The 18,793-nt window shown below is 61.6% G+C and carries 14 protein-coding genes; 2 read left to right on the top strand and 12 right to left on the bottom strand.

The features are described 5' to 3' along the window. Position 1 precedes the first annotated feature (1 nt). The 4 genes from ACEN8E_RS04265 to ACEN8E_RS04250 form a co-directional block, all read right to left on the bottom strand. Entirely contained in the window at positions 2-1,093 is a 1,092-nt protein-coding gene (locus tag ACEN8E_RS04265; RefSeq protein WP_495591566.1) for a WD40/YVTN/BNR-like repeat-containing protein, read from the bottom strand. A gap of 181 nt (positions 1,094-1,274) precedes the next feature. Then, the gene (locus ACEN8E_RS04260) at positions 1,275-2,633 is read right to left on the bottom strand and encodes a DUF1329 domain-containing protein (RefSeq protein ID WP_495591565.1); all 1,359 of its coding nucleotides are present in this window, start codon (positions 2,631-2,633) and stop codon (positions 1,275-1,277) included. Positions 2,634-2,674: 41 nt separating this feature from the next. Next, complete coding sequence (locus ACEN8E_RS04255) at positions 2,675-4,678, bottom strand: DUF1302 domain-containing protein (protein WP_495591564.1); 2,004 nt, start codon at positions 4,676-4,678, stop codon at positions 2,675-2,677. Positions 4,679-4,802: 124 nt separating this feature from the next. Beyond that, a complete protein-coding gene (locus ACEN8E_RS04250; protein WP_495591563.1) occupies positions 4,803-5,369 on the bottom strand; it encodes an RBBP9/YdeN family alpha/beta hydrolase in 567 nt (188 codons plus the stop codon). A 356-nt stretch (positions 5,370-5,725) separates the two neighbouring features. Between ACEN8E_RS04250 and ACEN8E_RS04245 the strand changes: the two genes are divergently transcribed. Next, a complete protein-coding gene (locus tag ACEN8E_RS04245; RefSeq protein ID WP_495591562.1) occupies positions 5,726-6,778 on the top strand; it encodes an AraC family transcriptional regulator in 1,053 nt (350 codons plus the stop codon). 50 nt (positions 6,779-6,828) lie between these two features. Here ACEN8E_RS04245 and ACEN8E_RS04240 read toward each other — a convergent pair whose 3' ends face one another. From ACEN8E_RS04240 to ACEN8E_RS04205, 8 genes are all read right to left on the bottom strand, one after another. Then, positions 6,829-9,543: an RHS repeat-associated core domain-containing protein gene (locus ACEN8E_RS04240; RefSeq protein ID WP_495591561.1), complete on the bottom strand. Its 2,715-nt coding sequence runs from the start codon at positions 9,541-9,543 to the stop codon at positions 6,829-6,831. 212 nt (positions 9,544-9,755) lie between these two features. Next, positions 9,756-10,766 carry a YeiH family protein gene (locus ACEN8E_RS04235; RefSeq protein ID WP_495591560.1) on the bottom strand — a complete coding sequence of 337 codons (1,011 nt, stop codon included), beginning with the start codon at positions 10,764-10,766 and terminating at the stop codon, positions 9,756-9,758. Further along, positions 10,763-11,089 carry a Rieske (2Fe-2S) protein gene (locus ACEN8E_RS04230; RefSeq protein ID WP_495591559.1) on the bottom strand — a complete coding sequence of 109 codons (327 nt, stop codon included), beginning with the start codon at positions 11,087-11,089 and terminating at the stop codon, positions 10,763-10,765. Before ACEN8E_RS04230 ends, ACEN8E_RS04235 begins: the two co-directional genes overlap by 4 nt. Further along, entirely contained in the window at positions 11,086-11,748 is a 663-nt protein-coding gene (locus ACEN8E_RS04225; RefSeq protein WP_495591558.1) for a DsbA family oxidoreductase, read from the bottom strand. Before ACEN8E_RS04225 ends, ACEN8E_RS04230 begins: the two co-directional genes overlap by 4 nt. After that, positions 11,745-13,076 (bottom strand): MFS transporter, encoded by a 1,332-nt coding sequence (locus ACEN8E_RS04220; RefSeq protein WP_495591557.1) that lies wholly within the window; start codon positions 13,074-13,076, stop codon positions 11,745-11,747. Before ACEN8E_RS04220 ends, ACEN8E_RS04225 begins: the two co-directional genes overlap by 4 nt. A 91-nt stretch (positions 13,077-13,167) precedes the next feature. Beyond that, on the bottom strand, positions 13,168-14,220 hold the full coding sequence (locus ACEN8E_RS04215; RefSeq protein WP_495591556.1) for a beta-keto acid cleavage family enzyme: 1,053 nt from the start codon (positions 14,218-14,220) through the stop codon (positions 13,168-13,170). Positions 14,221-14,308: 88 nt separating this feature from the next. After that, positions 14,309-15,157: a TauD/TfdA dioxygenase family protein gene (locus tag ACEN8E_RS04210; RefSeq protein WP_008001204.1), complete on the bottom strand. Its 849-nt coding sequence runs from the start codon at positions 15,155-15,157 to the stop codon at positions 14,309-14,311. A gap of 13 nt (positions 15,158-15,170) precedes the next feature. Beyond that, positions 15,171-16,151, bottom strand: coding sequence for a quinone oxidoreductase family protein (locus tag ACEN8E_RS04205; RefSeq protein ID WP_495591555.1), 981 nt, complete (start codon positions 16,149-16,151; stop codon positions 15,171-15,173). A gap of 256 nt (positions 16,152-16,407) precedes the next feature. On the opposite strand from ACEN8E_RS04205, the gene ACEN8E_RS04200 reads away from it, so the two are divergent. Then, positions 16,408-18,330, top strand: a complete 1,923-nt coding sequence (locus ACEN8E_RS04200) for an alkaline phosphatase D family protein (protein ID WP_495591554.1) — start codon at positions 16,408-16,410, stop codon at positions 18,328-18,330. Positions 18,331-18,793 lie beyond the last annotated feature (463 nt).

Here is an 18,793-nt window from a genome sequence, read left to right as displayed (position 1 = left end):
CTTAGGGTTCTAGGGCTGGGTCGGCGGACAGCGTCCGGGTACCACGGCTACCGGCCAGCACCAAGGCGCCATCGGCGGACTGGGTGGCGCCGGCGACCGGCATCGGTGCCGGTTGCTGCACCAGATGCAACTGCGCGCCCGTCCCCTGGCTGACCAACATCTGCCCGCCCTGGGTGAACAAGCGATAATTGCCACGGGCATCGATCAGGCCCGCGGTGATGCTGACGTGCAGGCCGGTGTCCAGTGCAGTCCAGCTCTGGCCGCCGTCGGTGCTGCGCAGCACGTTGCCGCGCAGGCCGTAGACCAGCACTTCGCCGGGCTTGCCGAGCACACCGAAGAAGCTGCCTTGATAAGGCGTCGGCACAGCGGCGAAGCGTTGGCTGTTGTCATCCCATTTGAGTAACAGGCCCTGCTCGCCGGCGATGTACAAACCGTCACCGGTGGAGGCGATGGCGTTGAGGTGAAAGCCCTGCGGGTTGTCGGTGCGATCCTGGAACGGGGTCCAGGTCTGGCCACCGTCCTCGGTGCGCAAGATCAGGTTGAACACACCCACCACATACCCCAGTTTTTCGTTGGCGAACCAGACGTCGAGCAACGGTTTGTCCGCGCCCTGTTCGGCTAGTCGTTGGCCTTCCATGGCCAACTGGGGCCATTGCTCGTTGCCCGGCTCGGCACTGGCCAGTGCCGAGTAATGCCGGGTCAGCAACTCGCCGATCTGGCGACCGTCGAGCTGCTTTTGCCAGGTCGCACCGGCGTCGCTGCTGTGCAGCACCACGCCGTCATTACCCACCGCCCAGCCCTGGGTGGTGGTCGGAAAATTCACGGCGGTCAGATCGGCGCTGACCGGCACGGCGGCCTGCTGCCAATGCTTGCCGACGTCATCGGAAAACAGAATATGGCCACGCTGGCCGACGGCAATCACGCGCCCACCGGCGCGGGCCATGCCGGACAGAGGGCTGTTGATCGCCAAGGCGCTGACCCTGGCGGGCAGGTCCAGCACATCGACGTATTCGGCCGCCTGGGCGATGCCCTGCGACAGGCAGAGCACAACGCCGAACGCCAGCTGCAACATATTATTTTTATACGAACACATACTGCGTCCTCTTCGGAAAACCACGCCGGGACACACATCCGTGTACCTGGCGAGCCGGTCATGCCGTTGTTGTAGGAGCGAGCTCGCTCGCGATGGACCGGAGGGCGACACGGGCATCCAGAAAATACGCGTTATCGTTAACGTCCATCGCGAGCAGGCTCGCTCCTACAATGCGGTTGGCTTAGCGAATACCGGCGCCGGCCAGGGATTCCGACGACCACTGCGCCTTGGAGAGCGGGTCGATGTACTTGATGCCGCCATACGGGCCGACTACGCCGTTGATGTTGTACGAACCACCGACCAGGTCGTAGATCATGAACGGCGTCGAATCCGGCACCTGCTTGTCGTAGCTCTGGCTCAGGAAGGCGAAGGAGCCGCGATAGAGCTGACCACGGGCGTCATATTGATCCGAGGCCAGAGCGGTCCAGCTGTCTTCGTCGAGGTAGAAGCGGCGCTTGGCGTAGATGTGACGGGCACCGGCCTTGAGGTTGCCTTCGACGACCCAGACGCGGTGTTTTTCCCAACGCACGAAGTCCGGTGCCAGGTGGTTGGCGGTGGTCAGCGACTTCGGATCCTGGACATAGGTCAGCTTGTAGGTGTTGTAGGGCACGATCATTTCCTGTTTGCCCACCAGCTTCCAGTCGTAGCGGTCCAGCGCACCGTTGAACACGAACACGTCGTCGTAAGTGCCCGCACCCGCGGTGCCAGGGTTAGGTGTGTCGTACGCCAGGTTCGGCGCCAGCTTCACCCGACGCTGACCTGGCAGGTACTGCCACGCGCGACGCGGTTGCTGCAACGGGTTGGCGGCATCCTTGAGCATGATCGCTTCACCGGCACGGCGCGCAGGGCCGGTGTACGACAGTTTCATCTGGTAGTAGACGTCGGCGCTGCTGATCGGCTGCGACAGGTTTTCGTAGATCGGGTAGGAGATGAACGCCTGCCCGGTGGTGGCCAGACTCGGCACACCGGCGGAGTCGACGTTCCACGAGTCGTACTTGGAATTGATGCTCACACCCTGATAACGCAGCAGGAAGTTCCACATCGCTTCGTTGCCCGACTGCGGAATCGGGAACGGCACACCCGGCAGGACATTGTCGATGGCCAGGCCACCTTCCAGGGACTTGGCGCCGCTGGCGTTCTTCACGCCGTTGTCCAGAATGGCCTGGGGCAGCGAAACGGTACGGTGGGTCGGGTAAACGTCGACATGGAAGGTCGGGAAGCGCTTGGCCAGTTCAGCAGTGGTTGCACTGAGCAGGCCCTTGTACTGATCGACGTTCTTGCCATCGATCACCAGCAACGGTTTCTCGCTGGCAAACGGATCCGGACGCATGCTGTCACCGGCCTTGAAGCTGGCTGGCGGCGTGGTCAGGCCGCCGTTGTAGGCGGGGATGGAACCATCGGCGTTGCCGGCCTTTTCAGCGCCCACCAGGGTCAGGCTGGTGCCCAGTTTGGCAGCTTCCTGGGTTGAAACAGCGGCCTGCGCCTGGGCGGCAAAGACCATGGCCAGCGAAACGGCCAACACGGTTTGTGCAAATTTCATCTTGTTATTCTCCTGCTTGCGTTGAGCAAATCAGTGATGCTTCAAAAGGTTGTTTTCATCGTCAGGTACACCGCGCCACGGTCCTCGGTCGTGGCACCACCACCCGAGAAGGACGAGTAGCCACCGGCGAAACAGGCGTAGTTTTCATTGCCGCTGAAGGCGTTCGGAGTAGAGCCGTCACCGCCCGTCGGGCCGGTGCTCACACCGCTGACGTCACACTTTTTGGTCTGGCCGAAGGAGTCCACGTACTTCAGGTCGACAAAGTATTTGTTGTACACAACGGCACCGAGGCCCACGGCATAGTTGCCGGTGTCCTTGGCACCACCACCGGAGACCGGCGACACACCGTCGATACCGACGTTGACCGACATCGGCGCGTTGAGGTCGACACCAGGGAACACCTGGTACCAGGTCGGTGTGAAGTTGACCGCGATGCCCCAGTTGTCCCGGGTCGGCGCGTCGATGCCGCGATAGGTGTCCTTGCCTTTGTAGAGCGCCTCGTTCTTGCTATCGAGCTTGAGCAGGTTGCTGTAGTACAGCTCGGCAAGCACCGTTGCCTGATCGAACACCGGGGTTTTCGGCAGGGTCATCAGGCCGTTGAGTGTCCAGTGCAAGGTGTCGCCGGTAGCGGCCATGCTGTCGCCGCGACTCGGGGTGTCGAAGATCACACCCGTGGCTGCCGTACGTGCCGGCAACAGGCCCAGGCCTTGGCCCAGTCCCAGCGGGTTGTTGCTGCTGACAATCGCCGGAATACTGGCCAGCGGCATGTTGTGACGGATGTTCAGGTCCGAACCGACGCTGATCCCGCCCACGTCCTTGGACAGGCTCAGACCAAAGATCTTGATGTTGTCGGCATAGGCCAGTTGATACGTCGCGGTGTCCAGCGAGTTGAGGGTGTTGACCACCGCCGGCACTTGCCCTGCCGGCCGGGTGCCGTTGGGGTTGGCCGAGGTAATGCCCCTGGCATCCAGCCAGGCCTGCGGCAGGATTTCCGAAGTCTCGCGGTAGTAGACGCCGAGGGTGCCATCCAGCCAGGCCGGCGACCACTTGGCCATGATGCCCCAGTCGCCGCTGCTGCTCGGTGTCAGGTCATGTCCGCGACGCACGTTGGTCAACGCGTTGCACGGCGCCAGACCACAACCCAGCGGGCTGCCAGGCACCACGGCGTTGGTGTTGCCGAGCAGGAACGACTGCGCACCATAGCCGATCAAATCGGAGCCGCCGTAGTAAGTACCGGCTTCCGGCAGACGCGCAGCGTCCCAATCGAGGAAGTACTGGGCACCCACGGTCAATTCCGGATTGACGGTAAACGTCATCGACAATTGGTTGCGCGGGACGAACAGTTCCTTGGCTTCAGTACCCGGCGATGCGGCAAGCTTGGCCAGGTCGAGGCCGGACTGGCCGTAGCTGACCGAGTGCACCGGGTTGAGAATGGTCTCACCCCAGAACACGTTGTGCTGGCCGGCCTTGGCGCTGAACATCGACTCCTCGCCCACTTCGGTGCTGTAGAACACGAAGGCATCGAGGATTTCGCCCGAAGGACCGCTGTAGTAGCGCTGGGCGTAATTGCTCAGGTGCGGGCTGCCATTGCCGACGTTGTCATGGGTGACCGCGGCCAGGCGCGGGTCGTTGGCGATCAGGCCCGACGTCGATCCATTGCCGTTGACGAACGGGTTGGAGTTGGAGCCGGTGTTGTCATAGGCCTTGTCGTACCAGCTGGCGGCGCTGACGCGAAAGCCCATGGCATTCTTGTAGACCACATCCATTTCGGTCAGCAGGTCGATACGGTTGGTGATGTTGGTACCGGCCCTGCGGAAGTTGTAGTCGCCGTCGTTGTTGTTCGGCGTTCCCAGCATGCGCTTGTCTGCATTTTCGGTGCGCACGCCGTAGTTGTACTTGACGGTGTTGTCCAGGCGCGCGGTCCAGTCCGGATTGCCCAGATCGATCTCGACCCCATGGGCAACAGGCGCGATCACGGCCAGAATGGCCGAGGCCAGCAAGGTATAACGTGCTGCAGTGAAGCCGTGACTCTTATTGTTGTGCATTGCGTTGTCTCCGCCTTTTTGTATTTGTTTTAAGCGCAGCCGCCCTCGCGCATTCCTCTTCGGGTCTGCGTTTTCAGGTGTGAGGGCAAATGCCGGTTGGCGTGTTGCCAGCCCGGCTCCTGTACTAGCTGTCCAGCTGCAGGATGAGTGCCTCGGCTTGCTGCCAATGGCCAAATCCTGCGGCCGGATTGAGATGACCGACATCGCCCAGATTGAGCAATTCGGCGCCCCAGCCTTCTGCCATGCGGGTGACCGCAGGAAGACTGGCAAGGTGATCGTTGGTGCTGCCGGCCACGATGCTGCGAAATGGCAGCGGGCCTTGGGGCAGAGGATTCCAGCCCTGGCTACGCAGGGTTTCGGAAGATGGATAGTTTGCCGGCCAGACCGCATCGAGGTCCGGTGGTGCGGCCAGCAAGGCGCCCTTGATCGGACGGCTGTAATGCGCCGCCCAGTGCGCGACCATCAGCACACCGGCGCTGTGGGCCACCAGAATCACGGGCCCGTCGATCTGTTCGAGTTCGTGTTGAATCGCCCGCACACGGGCCATGCAATCGAGCTTGTCGGTCTCCAGCGGTGGGACGCTGCGTACCTTGCCCAGCCTGGCTGCAAGCAGCGTTTGCCAATGTTCGGCCACATGCTCGCGCAGACCCGGAACGATCAGAATGGTGGCGGCAGTTTGCAGTTTGTCCACGGTCAACACCTTCGCTTTCTCGATAACTCGACTGGCTGTTTTCGCCAGGGGCTTTTTGTAGGGTCGACATTAAAGAGCGACCACCCGAAGCGCTTTACATTGGACGTCAGGTACTTTTCTTTTGATGACAAATTGTCGGACAGCAGGACAGTGCGACCGCTGGTCGAAAAGTGCCGCAGATTGGCGCAGGGTCACTGTAATCAACGGATGCGGGACGATTGCATCAACCCACGTAGAGATTGCGTGAGCGGCCAGCATCAAAACCATCAACAACATGACAACTGTTCAACTGTTGATACGCTGGATATAGTCGCCACGCTCACGCCAATCGCCATCGGCCCAGGGAAGACCTTCGCATGCCCAAGCTTGTCCGCGCCGCCGTCATGACCAACTACCTGGAGGTCACCCAGTACCTGAGTTTCAACCCGCGAGATGTCCTGGCGGGCGTCGGCCTGAGCAGAGCCCAATTGCAAGCGCCCGAAACCCGCATCCCCATCGATGCCGCGGTGCGCCTGCTGGAAGATTCCGCCGCCGCCAGCGGTTGCCAGACCTTCGGCCTGAGCATGGCCGAGTCGCGCCAGCTCTCGGACTTCGGCGTGGTCAGCCTGCTGCTCAGCCACCAGCGCACCCTGCGCGATGCCTTGCAGGTTGTGGTCAATTACCGGCACCTGATGAATGACTCGTTGGCCATCTTCATTGAAGAGGCTGGCAAGATGGTGATCATTCGCGAAGAGGTGGTCACCGATACGCCGATGCCCAGCCGCCAGGCCACGGAGCTGGCCATCGGCGTGATGTTCCGGCTGTGCTCGGCCCTGCTCGGCTCACACTGGCACCCCTACAGCGTCAACTTCATGCACCAGCCACCGGAGAACCTGCACCTGCATCGCCGGCTGTTCGGCTGCAACCTGGAGTTCGGCAGCGAGTTCAACGGCATCGTCTGCCCCGACATCAGCCTCGACATGACCAACCCCAACGCCGACCCGGCCATGGCCCGCTACGCCCAGAGCTACCTCGACTCGCTGCAGAACCACGAAGGCGCCTCGATGCTGTTCGAAGTGCGCAAGGCCATCTACCTGCTGCTGCCCATGGGGCGCGCCACCATCGAACAGGTCGCCCAGAGCCAGGGCATGAACGTGCGCACCCTACAACGCCGCCTGAAGGACGACGGCTGCGCCTTCAACGACGTGATCAACGACGTGCGCCGCGACCTGGTGCTGCGCTACCTGGACAACCCGAACTACTCGCTCAGCCGCATTGCCGACATGCTTGGCTATTCGATGGCGAGTTCGTTTACGCGGTGGTTTATCAGCCAGTTTGGTATGCCGCCGGCGACTTGGCGGGTGCAGAAGCAGGGGGCTGCGAAGGTTCAGGTGGATGTTGCGGGACAGCCGGTTCCCAAAGAACCCTGATTCCACGGGACCATCGTAGTCCGGACATGCAGCTTGTCTATGAATAGTCATTAAACGGCATGTTTTCGGCGATGAACTTTGAGATTCGATGGCCACTTGAACGCTGAGTTACAACCTGGTTCCATGCAGAGATAGGGGTGCCCGTCAGTATGCACTCGACGATGTTTATTCAGGTCTCCCAAGCTCGCAAATGCTGCAGTGCATCCCGGTGCTATGCAGGCGTAAGGTCGCTCACCGGTATGTGTTCGACGATGGTCAGCCAGGTGTCCCGACTGCGTAAATGCTGCAGTGCATCCCGGTGCTGTACAGGCATAAGGCCGCTCACCGGTATGTGTTCGACGATGTCGAATCAGGTTTCCCAACTGCGTAAATGCTGCATTACATCCCGGTTCTGTACAGGAATACGGTCGCTCACCGGTATGTGTTCTCAAATGTTGGTTAAGGGTGCTCTTACCTGAAAAGACTTTGCCACAGGTGGGACAGGCAGGACGATTTGGCGTAGCGGATAAAACACCCGTCGGGCCGGGGACAGGAGACGGTGGAGCGATCGTTGTCAGTGGAGCCAACTCTATTTCCTCCAGACCTGAAGGTGCTTCTTGATCCTCTGCCAAGCCTGCAAAAGATAACAAACCTGCCTCAGACCCGATGGAACTCACAGACGCTTGGGAGTCGACGTCGAAATTTTCGATAATGGCCGACGATGCTAATGGAGCGGGCACCGGTTGAAATGCTTCAGAAATCAAGCTCCACATGGTCAGACGATCATCCGCCACCAACTCTTCTCTAGTACGTAGCTCCCTACCGCTGGCGTGCAAATCACTAACGCGTTCCTTCATCCGCCCATCGCCGTCAGCAAAGCTCACCGGCGAATTGCCCACAAACCGATACAGGTTCAACCCATCCACCGCCCCCGCCGGGTCGGGATTGATCCACCGCCCCAGCCACGGCGCAAAGTAGCGATAACCGTAGTAGTAGAGCCCGGTCGCATCGCGCTCCTTGCCCGAATAACGCAGGGTTTTCCAGGCGCCACTCTGATCGCTGTGGTCTTCCCACGCCGTACCGCCAAACGGGTAATACACTTCGCGGCTCTGCACCCGGGCGTGTTCATCGAGTTCCAGCGTGCCGGAGCCTTGGTGGTCGGTGAGGTGGTAGCGCAACGCATATTCCGGGGCACCGGGTCCGAGCAGCCATTGCACGCGATTGCGGCCGGCGTCGAGGTCGAGTACCTGGTGCGACGGGGCGCCATTGCGCAGATGGATTTCCAGTCCCGGCAGGTAACGCACTTCGGCGATCAGGGTACGAGTACCGGCCAGGGCAGTGCGGACTTTGCGCAGGCGCTTGCCTCCGCCGCCGTAGAGGTAGCGTTCGGTGTCGTCGGCTTCGTTTTCACGTTGTACGGGTGAAACGCTGGCGAGTTGATTGCGCAGGTCCCAACACAATGTCTGGCCGCGCTGCAAAAAACGGAGATTTCCGTTGCTATCGAAGCCGCCGTCGAAATCCGCCGGCTGATCCTCTTCGAGCAGACTGCGATTGCTGTTCGGAGCGATGGCCCAGCGCCGGGTGAATGATTGCGCGCCGAGGTGCCGCAACTCAGTCAAGTTGCCGGACGCGTCATATTCGTATTCCTCGCGGTAATTGACCACGGCGTTGGCGTCGTTGGAGGTGCGGTAATGGGTCATCGGATAAGAGGCGGCTTGCCCGGCTTCCCACCCGGTGGCGCTGATCAACTGGCCCAGGCTGTCATAGCCGAAGCTGCGCAACGCCTCGATGCGTTGATTCTTGAAAAAGCGCACCGGCAGGGCATGGTCCTCGATACTCACGATATTGCCGACCGCATCGACCTCATAACGCAGATCCTGCAAGGGTGACGCGCCGGGCAATGCTGCGGCCAGCCGCAACAAATTCCCATCGGCGGGCGCGTACTCGGCCTCGGTAACCACACCGCTGCCAGCGGTTTCCCGCTCGACCTGACTGCTCGGGTTGTAGCGAATATCGTGCACCAGGCACTGTCCGGGTGTCGGGCTATTCGCCGGTTGCAGCCAACCCTCCTTGAGCTGTCCAGCCACGCTGTAGTTGAACCGCCGACGGTTGTCGCTGGCATCGACAAGGCTCAGCAAATCGCCGACAGGATTGTAGACCCAGCGACTCTCCAGCCCCATCCCGGATTCAAGCAATTCATCACGTGCCGACTCGTCCTGCGGCCAATCGGGCATGTCCAACACAGTGAGAAAGTGGCTGATTTCACTCGTCGCCAGCCCCAGCACATCGTACTCGGGCATATGCCGGGTGCCGGCCGGGTCGTCGTGGCGAATCAATCGGCCACACTGATTGCCGACCTGAAGATGGGCGCCGCCATACTCGAAGCGCTCGACCACCCGCACCGCCTCACCACGCGCCTGCTCCATCACCACTGTCGGGCGTATCGACGTGTCGTACTCAATGTCCTGCCGCGTGCCGCGACTGTCCCACTGAACCAGGGACTCACCGGCCTGCCCGTGCATCGATACACGCCAACCGGCATCGACGCTGTCGGTCAGCAGCACTTGCCCCGTCAGGTTAAGCCCATGACTCAATGCCGAAACCGACAACCGCGGATCCCACTGTTCAACCCCGCGCCCCGCCGCGTCGAATACCTGCCGTGTGGCCCGGGCCTGCGGCGCTTGTCCGACCTGCGCACGCCAGTAGCCCACTCCGCGCACAGCAAGCCCTCGCGGGTCCATGACCGCGAGGGCGGGCGTTGCGTGATGCACACCGGGATTGTTCATGGGCACTGGATAGCATTCGCTGTCCAGTAGCGTCTACTGTCAGAAATTACAGGTGGATGCCAAAGTACTGACGACTGTCCACCCCAAAAAAAACGGCGACTGCTGGTACAGTCGCCGTGAAGAACCGGTGTTTGTGACACCGGTCGGGAGCCCCACGGCATGAGGAGTCAATACCGTGCGGCCCTGCCATAAAACCATGGGTGGTGACGCGTTCAGAGCCCCCAGTGCAGCAACAACAGCACCAGCACGACCAGGAACACCGTCTCCCCGACCATCAGCAGAATCGGCTTGATCCCGACCGCCGCCAGTTCCTTGAGCCGGGTCTTCATGCCCAGGGCGCTGATGGAAATCACCAGGCACCAGCGCGACAGTTCGTTGACCGATCCTTGTACCGCAGGCGCCACCCATCCGGTGCTGTTGATGCACGCAAGGATCAGAAAACCAACGGCGAACCACGGCAACAGCGGCGGGCGCTTGCCGGTCGTGTCGGCGCCTTGCATGCGGGTGATCATCGCCGCGGTGACGATCACCGGCAGCAGCATGGCAACGCGCATCAGCTTGACCACCGTGGCCGTGTCGCCGGTCTCGGTCGACATGCTGTAACCGGCGCCAACCACCTGGGCCACGTCATGGATCGTGGCGCCGAGGAATACCCCCGCCACCTGCGGCGATAAATGCAGCCAGTTGGCAATCATCGGGTAGACGATCATCGCCAGCGTGGACAGTGCCGAGACGCCGATCACCGTGAACAATGTGGCGCGTTCTTTCTGTGGATGGTTCGGCAGCGCCGCCGCCAGGGCCAGTGCCGCCGAGGCACCGCAGATGGCCGTCGCGCCACCGGTCAGCATGCCGAACAGGCGCTGGAAACCCAGGGCCTTGGCCGCGACCACCGACACGCTGATGGTCACCACCACCAGGATCACCACCAGCGCTATCGGCTTCCAGCCCAGCGCCGCCATTTGCTCCAGGGTGATGCGCATGCCCAGCAGCGCCACGCCAATGCGCAGCACCGTGCGGGCGGTGAACTCGACACCGGCCTTGCACGGACCGTCATCGGCGAGAAAATTCAGGGCCATGCCCAGCAGCAAGGCGAACAGCATGACCGGTGCACCGTAGTGCTCGGACAAAAACGATGCGGCAGCGGCCACGATCAGACTGACGATAAACCCCGGTGCCAGTTCGCGCGTGCGACTGTGGATGCGGGTGAGAGCGATGGCGCTCATGGCGCGGCCTCCTCGGGAACGATGACAATGAACGCCTGGTCGTCGATGATCTCGACCGGGTAGCTCGTGACTTTTACGGCTTTGGAATTAAGCAGATAGCCGCTGTGCAAATCGAAGCGCAGGCCATGGGCACAACACTGGATCACTCGGCCCTCAAGACGCCCGCCACACAGCGACGCGCCCTGATGCGGGCAACTGTCGTCGATGGCAAACAACTGCCCGTCGACGTTGAACAACGCCAGGCTTTTGTCTTCGAATTCGAACAGCGCCCGGCCACCGGCCTGCGGGTGTTTGCCCGCCGGTACGGGAATACGCCGGGTCATGCCGGTTGCCACTCGCGATCACTTTCCTTGAGGGCCTCGTTCATGGCCCCGAGCAGCGCCTGAGCAGGTTGTGCGCCGATCACCGTCACGCGGCGGTCGAACTGGAAGCTCGGCACGCCACTGGTCGCGTCGGGGGATCCTTCAAATGGCGTGGCGTCGCCCTTCAGGCAATCGAGCACCGCGTCCGTATCGACGCCACAGGAACTGGCAATGGCGAGCAAGGTCTCACGGCAACCGAGGTTTTCGCGTCGCATGAAATACGCGGCGAACAGGCGTTCGAGCAACATTTCACGCTGACTGGCATTGCCCGTCCTGCTGACTCGCTCGAACAGACGGTGAGCGTCTGCGGTGTTGGGCATCGTCTCGATGCGGCTGAGGTCGATGGTCAGTCCAACCGCCCCGGCAGCTTGCTGTACCTGGGCCTGGCGCATGGTCACGGCGTCAGCGTTGCCCAGGCGTTTGCGATAGAAATCGGCGAAGGGCTCACCTTGCACCGGCAACTGCGGCAACAACTGCACGCCATGCCATACCGTGGTGATCTGCACATCCGGGTGGCGACTGCGAAACTGTACCTGCGCATGCTCCAGTTGGCGTTTGCCGATCAGGCACCAGGGGCAGATAAAATCGAAAAACACATCAATACGTAAACGACGACTCACAACTTCACCTCTAGCCCGGCTTCACTGACGGGGTCAGGCACGCTCTGACCCTGAAGGCGGGCAATATCTCTGTGGTAGTGACACTTGGCATAAAAGAACACCGCTGCCGCCGCGAGGCTGACCAGTGGCACCAGTTGAAACGCGGCATGCAGGCCGATCAGGTCCGACACCCGGCCAGTGATGAACGGCCCCGGCGCCAGCCCCAGCATGTTGTTGGCCAGGGTCAGCGTGGCGAACGCCGTACCGTGCACCGAGTAATGGGTCAGGTTGGCAACCATCGCGCCGCACGGGCCGGTGGTGCCGGTGGCAATCAGCATGCCCAGGCAGATCAGCAGCAATTGCACCGGCCCTGCCTGCAAGGCGAACGCCGCCGACAACAGCAGGCAACTGCCCAGGCAAAAACCGATGGCCAGGCTGACCTTGCGCTCCGGCGAGTGGCGACACAGGCGATCGCTGAGCATGCCGCACAGGATCATGCCCGTACCGCTGCACAACACGATGATCGCCGCCATGCCGCCGGCCTTGTCGGTGGGCATGTCGTAGTAGCGGTTGAGGTAGCTGGGAATCCACACCATCACCGTACCGCCGACGAACAACTGCAGGCCGCTGGCGACGTAGGTTGCCACCACCGAACGGCTGGACCACAGCGTGCGCAACGGCCGCTTGACCGCCGCCGTTGCCTTGTTCGCCACTTGAGCGGCACGCTGCGGAGCGATGCGTGCTTCCTTGACGATCAACGGATAGAGCAGCGCCAGCATCAGGCCAAACAGCGACATGCCGGCAAACGACCAGCGCCAGCCCAGCTTGGCCGCGATGGCGCCGCCCAGGGCCATGCCCAACACCGAGCCGAACATCCCGCCGGCCATGAAGGCACTGGCCAGGGTGGCGCGCATGTGTTTGGGGAACACCGAAATCACCACGGCGATGCCGACGCTGCCATAGGCCGCTTCGCCGACGCCGACCATGAATCGTGCGATGAACATCTGTTGATAGTCCTGCGCCAGTGCGCAGCCCAGAGTCGCCAGACTCCAGAGCATTGCCATCAGCGCCAGGCTCTTGACCCGGCCGAAGCGGTCGGCCATCAACGACAGCGGGAATGTCAGCAGGCCCACCATCAATGCAACGATGCCGCTGAGCAGACCGAGCTGGCCGTCACTCAACGCCCACTCGCCCTTGAGCAACGGGAATACCGCGTTCAGTACCTGACGCGACATGTAATCGGAAATCAACAGGCCGAACGTCAGTGCAAAGACGATCCAGGCATATTGGCGCGCAACGCCGACACTACCGGTGTCGTCATCGCCGGCGGCGATTGGGTGAAAGGCCATGCAGCCTCCTCAAAGCTTCGTTTTATTTTTTTTATCAAGCGTGTTGCAGTGCGGTGCGCGGGAGGTCACGGCCTCTCGCGCACCTGATCGGTCAGCCGCGTTGCGGCACGCCTTTCTGCCCAGCCTTGCGGTTGGGGGCCATGCCGTTGGCCAGCAGCGTTTCCTCGACGGTTTCGTACTGCACGCCGATGCGATAGATCTCGCGAGCTTCCTTGCCGGTAGCGATTTCGCGCCCCAGTTCGTGGGCAATGCGCACGGTTTGCTGGATCTGCGCCACCGAGCCGAAGCGATCGCCCTTGTGATCAATGATAGTGTCTTCGTTGCCAACACGCGGGTGCATGCCCATGGCCATCGACATGGTGTTGAACGGCATCACGTTCTTGAGCAGCGATTCGGAGGTCAGGGTGCAACCGTCCGGCGCACGGTGGATGAAGTTGAAGAAGTTGAACGGGTTCGGGCCGTCGAAACCGCCGCCGATGCCGATCCAGGTCAGGTTCAGCGGACCCTTGTAGACGCCCCTGCGCACCAGGCGCTCGAGGGTTTCCATGGCATGCATGCCGGTCAGCTGGAAGTGCGGCTGGATGCCGTTGTCCATCAGGCGCTTGAGGTGCTCGGCGACCCAGGCCGGGCCGGCCGGTACGGTCATTTCGCTGTAGGCGGCATGGATCAACGGGTTATCCAGAGAAGTGCCTTTGAGGTACTCCGGATACAGCAGCTCCATGATGTTCATCTGGGTGGTGTTGATCGCCACGGTGACCTGATCCGGTTTTGGCGTCAGTTCGGCCAGCATGTGGCGGGTATCGTCGGACAACCACTTGGCCGCTTCACCATCGCTTTCCGGGGCGAAGGAAATCGAGCCGCCGACCTGGATGATCATGTCCGGTACGGCTTCACGCACACCGGCGATCAACTCGTTGAACTTCGACAGACGCTTGGAACCCTTGCCGTCCAGTTCACGTACATGCAAGTGCAGTACGGTGGCGCCGGCTTCATAGCAATCGACCGCTTTCTGGACTTGCTCGTCCATGGTCAGCGGGATGTCTTCCGGGAAATCTTCAGGCATCCATTCCGGGCCGTACGGGGCCACGGTAATGACTACCTTTTCCATGTTTTCCGGGTGCAGGGAATCGTCGAAGAATTGCATGGTCTACTCCAGTTCTTATGATTGTTCCGTCCACCCGGGATCGTGCCGGGCAGACGTGTTAACGAGTGCTAATGCAGGTGGCGTTCGATCAGAACGTCTTGTCGCCGATGATCCCGGCGCGCTCCATCTTGCGATGGCACGGCGGGTAGTCCATGACGGCGTAGTGCTGGGTACTGCGGTTGTCCCAGATGGCGATGCTGTTGGGCTTCCAGCGCCAGCGCACCTGATACTCGGGGATGTACGCCTGGCTGATCAGGTAGCGCAGCAATTCGCTGGCGCCGGGGTTGGCGTCCTGGCCGAAGCGCACCCGCTCAGGGGTGTGGTAGTTGCTGAAGTGGGTGGTGAAGGCGTTGACGAACAGCACCTTCTCGCCGGTTTCCGGATGGGTGCGCACCACCGGGTGTTCAGCGTCCGGGTACATCGCCTTGAGCGCCAGGCGCTTTTCGATCGGCATCGCCGCACCGAAACTCGCTTCGATACTGTGACGGGCGCGCAGGTCGGCGATCTTGACCTTTACGTCTTCCGGCAAGTTTGCATAGGCCTGGACCATGTTGGCCCACATGGTGTCGCCGCCGACCGGCGGGCATTCCACGCAGCGCAACACGCAACCCATTGGCGGCGCCTCGCGCCAGGTGGCGTCGGTGTGCCAGGCGTTTTCATAGCGATCCATCGGCTGGTCCGGATTCTTGTAGATCCGCACCAAGCCCGGGTGATCCGGATCGCTACCGGCCACCGGATGATCCTCCAGCTCACCGAAGCGCCGGGCGAAGGCCACATGTTCGGCGCGGGTGATGTCCTGGTCACGCAGGAACACCACGCGGTGCTTGAGCAACTGGGCACGAATTTCGGCAAACAGACCGTCGTCATGGACGGCGTCGGCCAGATTGACGCCGATCAGTTCGGCGCCGATGCTGCAGGTCAATTGTTCGACTTTCATGGCTGGCCGCTCCTTAAATGACGAAAATCGACGAGCCTGTGGTCTTGCGTGACTCAAGGTCGCGATGGGCCTGCACGGCGTCCTGCAACGCGTAGTGCTGGTTGATCTCGATCTTGATCCGGCCGCTGCCGACGTGGTCGAACAACTCACCGGCCAGCGCGGCTTTTTCCGCCGGGTCGGCGATGTAGTTGGCCAGGGCCGGGCGGGTCAGGTACAGCGAACCTTTCATCGCCAGCATCACCGGGTCGAACGCCGGGATCGGTCCGGATGCGGTACCCACGCAGACCATCAGGCCACGGGGTTTCAACGAATCCAGCGAACCCATGAAGGTGTTCTTGCCAACGCTGTCGAACACCACGTTGACGCCCACACCGTCGGTCAGTTCGCGAACGCGGGCGGCGACGTCTTCATGGCTGTAATTGATTGTATGGTCGCAACCGTGAGCCCGGGCGATTTCGGCCTTCTGCTCGGTCGACACCGTGCCGATCACGTTCAGGCCCAGCAATTTGGCCCACTGCGAAACGATCAGGCCGACACCACCGGCAGCGGCGTGCAGCAGGATGGTGTCGCCAGCCTTGAAGTCGTAGATGCGGCGCATCAGGTACGAGGAGGTCAAACCGCGCATGGTCATCGCGGCTGCCGTCTCGAAGCTGATGGTTTCCGGCAGCTTGATCAGCGGCGCGGCCGCGATCAGGCGCTCGGTGCTGTAGGCGCCGAGGGTGTTGAGAAAACCGGTGTAGGTGACGCGATCGCCGACTTCGACGTTGGTGACCCCTTCACCAACGGCCTGGACTACGCCAGAAGCCTCGACGCCCATGCCGTTGGGCATAGGAATCGGATAGGTACCGTTACGAAAATAGGTGTCGGCATAGTTCAGGCCGACGGCCACATGACGAAGCCGAACCTGACCTGGACCGGGTTCGCCGACTTCGACGTCCTCATAACGTAGAACTTCGGGACCACCGGTTTCGTAAAAGCGTACGGCTTTTGCCATTTTTCTTATTCTCCAATCTGCAATATGGGCGTGTTGCATCGAATTGCGCTGATTGGACTGTAGGACGAGGCCCTTTGAGACGCTTCTCATCAGACGACAATGGCTTTTCATTTGGTGACAGGCCGGGCAGCTCCCTCCTTGCTGGCCGGGGGTCTTGTCATTTTTTGTTTGCGGTGGCGGCCGGTGCTGACGGGTTGTCCCGTCGCCACCTGCGCTATCATCGCCCGCCCCGATGCCCCAAGAGCCTTGCCCCCGGATGTCCGAAAAACCGCCACTGCCCGACGATCACCAAACCCTGCCGCCGGTCCTGGCCGGCCCGCTGCTGCGACGTCTTGAGCCCACGCGGCTGGTGCTGTGGCTGGTGGGCTCCCGGGCGCTGGCGCTGACCTTGCGCTTGCAGGGTGTCGGCGATATCCGTCTCGATGCCGGGCAATGCACGGTGATTGCAATGGGGGCTCATGCTTTTGTGCATTTGATCGATGTGCACCTCGATTGCGCCCTGCCCTGGGATGAGTCGATCGACTACGACCTGCTGATCGATGGCGCTGAACAAGGCATCGCCGACTGGGCGCCACACCTGCTGTATGGCGATGCCCGTTGCCCGAACTTCGTGCTGCGCGCACAGGTCGATCAGTTACTGCACGGCTCTTGCCGCAAGCCTCATCACCCGGCGGCGGACGGCCTGCTGTGCGTCGACCGGTTGCTGGCGCAGGAACACGCCGCCAGGGACCGCCCGGCACTGCTGATGATGACCGGCGATCAGGTCTACGCCGATGATGTCGCGGGGCCGATGTTGCGGGCGATTCACGCCTTGATCGAGCGGTTGGGGTTGTTCGGCGAACATCTGAAAGGTGCCGTGGTCAGCGACAGCGCCGAGTTGTATGGCCACGCCGCGAGTTACTACCACCGCGCCGATTTGCTTCCTGCGCTGAAAAGCAACGAAACCCTGCGTGATCGCTTCTTCGGCGGGGTGCGCAAGCCGATTTTCACCAGCAGCAGCGCCGACAATCACTTGGTGACCTTCGCCGAAGTCATGGCCATGTATTTGCTGGTCTGGTCGCCAACGCCCTGGACCCTGATCACACCTCGGGCACCGACACTGACACCAGAACGACTCAAGCGCTACACCCTGGAACAGACGCGCATCGATGCCTTCAAGGCCGGCCTGGGCAACGTCGCTCGGGCCCTGGCGCATCTGCCGACACTGATGATCTTCGACGACCACGACATCACCGACGACTGGAACCTTTCCGCGCAATGGGAGGAAACGGCCTACGGCCACCCGTTCTCCCGACGCATCATCGGCAATGCGCTGCTGGCGTACATGCTGTGCCAGGGCTGGGGCAACAATCCGGATGCGTTCGGGGCCGTACTGGAAAAGGCCGGTGCGTTGAGCACCGGTGCACACGAGCGTCACCTCGACAGCAGGGTCCAGGATGATCTGATCGATGATCTGCTGAAGTTTCAGCACTGGCATTACGTTCTGCCGACCACCCCGGCCATGGTGGTGATCGACACCCGCACCCGGCGCTGGCGCAGCGAGATGAACCTCAAGCAGCCTTCCGGCCTGCTCGACTGGGAAGCCCTCAGCGAACTGCAACAGGACCTGCTGGACCACCCGAGCGCAATCATCGTTTCGCCAGCACCGATCTTCGGCGTCAAACTGATCGAAACCGTGCAGCGGGTATTCAGCTGGTGCGGTTATCCACTGCTGGTGGACGCGGAAAACTGGATGGCCCATCGCGGCGCGGCCCAGGTGATCCTGAACATTTTCCGCCACTCGCGCACGCCGGGTAACTACGTAGTGCTGTCGGGCGACGTGCACTACTCCTTCGTCTACGAAGTACTGATCCGCCACCGCAAGGCCGGGCCGCGCATCTGGCAGATCACCAGCAGCGGCATCAAGAATGAATTCCCGGCCACCCTGCTCGAATGGTTCGACCGTCTCAACCGCTGGCTGTACTCACCACGCTCACCGCTGAACTGGCTGACCAAACGCCGACGCATGCGTATCGTCCCGCACGTCCCGGAACACGCCGAAGCCGGTGAACGACTATGGAACTCGGCGGGGATCGGCCAGGTGTTTTTCAATGAAAAAGGGCAGCCGCAGACGATCTACCAGCACAACTCGAACGGCTCACCGAAAACCCGGATGCTTGCGCCGCAAGGCGATGATTGAGGTAGAGAAGACACCACGAAAAACTGTAGGAGCGAGCCTGCTCGCGAAAAACGTCGGGACACCGCGGGCATTCAGACAGCCCGCGTCATCGTTGACGTCCATCGCGAGCAAGCTCGCTCCTACAAGGCCGAGCGTTAGCTCGCCTGCCGCTCTTGATCTTGATCCACCCGCCCCTTCGGCAGGCTGAGTGGAGGTGTTCATCCGGGGAATGGCGCGCAGCGCCGTTCGACGCAGTCAAACCCATTGCATGTAGGTCGCGCGAAGCCGACCGGAGGGCAATGCCCCCGGATGAATACCGGAGCGAAGGAACCCCGAGCCCTGGCGAGGGGCCGGACGTTCGGGGCGAGCGCTTTTTTGCTTACTTTTTTAAGGCGCTTGTTAAAAAAGTGAGTCGCCGTAAGGGCGAAACCATCAGTCGCCGTTACCCAAAAAATGGATATGTACCCAGTCAGGCCGCCTTCGC

This window comes from Pseudomonas sp. Pseusp9 (assembly GCF_059491265.1).
The sequence above is the reverse complement of the archived record's forward strand: the minus strand, read 5'-3'. Positions and strand labels throughout refer to the sequence as shown.

Bases quoted from the DNA above. Each gene is read 5' to 3' on its own strand.
- ACEN8E_RS04215 (WP_495591556.1), bottom strand. From the start codon at position 14,220: ATGCAATTCTTCGACGATTCCCTGCACCCGGAAAACATGGAAAAGGTA.
- ACEN8E_RS04240 (WP_495591561.1), bottom strand. From the start codon at position 9,543: ATGAACAATCCCGGTGTGCATCACGCAACGCCCGCCCTCGCGGTCATG.
- ACEN8E_RS04235 (WP_495591560.1), bottom strand. From the start codon at position 10,766: ATGAGCGCCATCGCTCTCACCCGCATCCACAGTCGCACGCGCGAACTG.
- ACEN8E_RS04220 (WP_495591557.1), bottom strand. From the start codon at position 13,076: ATGGCCTTTCACCCAATCGCCGCCGGCGATGACGACACCGGTAGTGTC.
- ACEN8E_RS04205 (WP_495591555.1), bottom strand. From the start codon at position 16,151: ATGGCAAAAGCCGTACGCTTTTACGAAACCGGTGGTCCCGAAGTTCTA.
- ACEN8E_RS04210 (WP_008001204.1), bottom strand. From the start codon at position 15,157: ATGAAAGTCGAACAATTGACCTGCAGCATCGGCGCCGAACTGATCGGC.
- ACEN8E_RS04230 (WP_495591559.1), bottom strand. From the start codon at position 11,089: ATGACCCGGCGTATTCCCGTACCGGCGGGCAAACACCCGCAGGCCGGT.
- ACEN8E_RS04260 (WP_495591565.1), bottom strand. From the start codon at position 2,633: ATGAAATTTGCACAAACCGTGTTGGCCGTTTCGCTGGCCATGGTCTTT.
- ACEN8E_RS04255 (WP_495591564.1), bottom strand. From the start codon at position 4,678: ATGCACAACAATAAGAGTCACGGCTTCACTGCAGCACGTTATACCTTG.
- ACEN8E_RS04245 (WP_495591562.1), top strand. From the start codon at position 5,726: ATGCCCAAGCTTGTCCGCGCCGCCGTCATGACCAACTACCTGGAGGTC.
- ACEN8E_RS04265 (WP_495591566.1), bottom strand. From the start codon at position 1,093: ATGTGTTCGTATAAAAATAATATGTTGCAGCTGGCGTTCGGCGTTGTG.
- ACEN8E_RS04200 (WP_495591554.1), top strand. From the start codon at position 16,408: ATGTCCGAAAAACCGCCACTGCCCGACGATCACCAAACCCTGCCGCCG.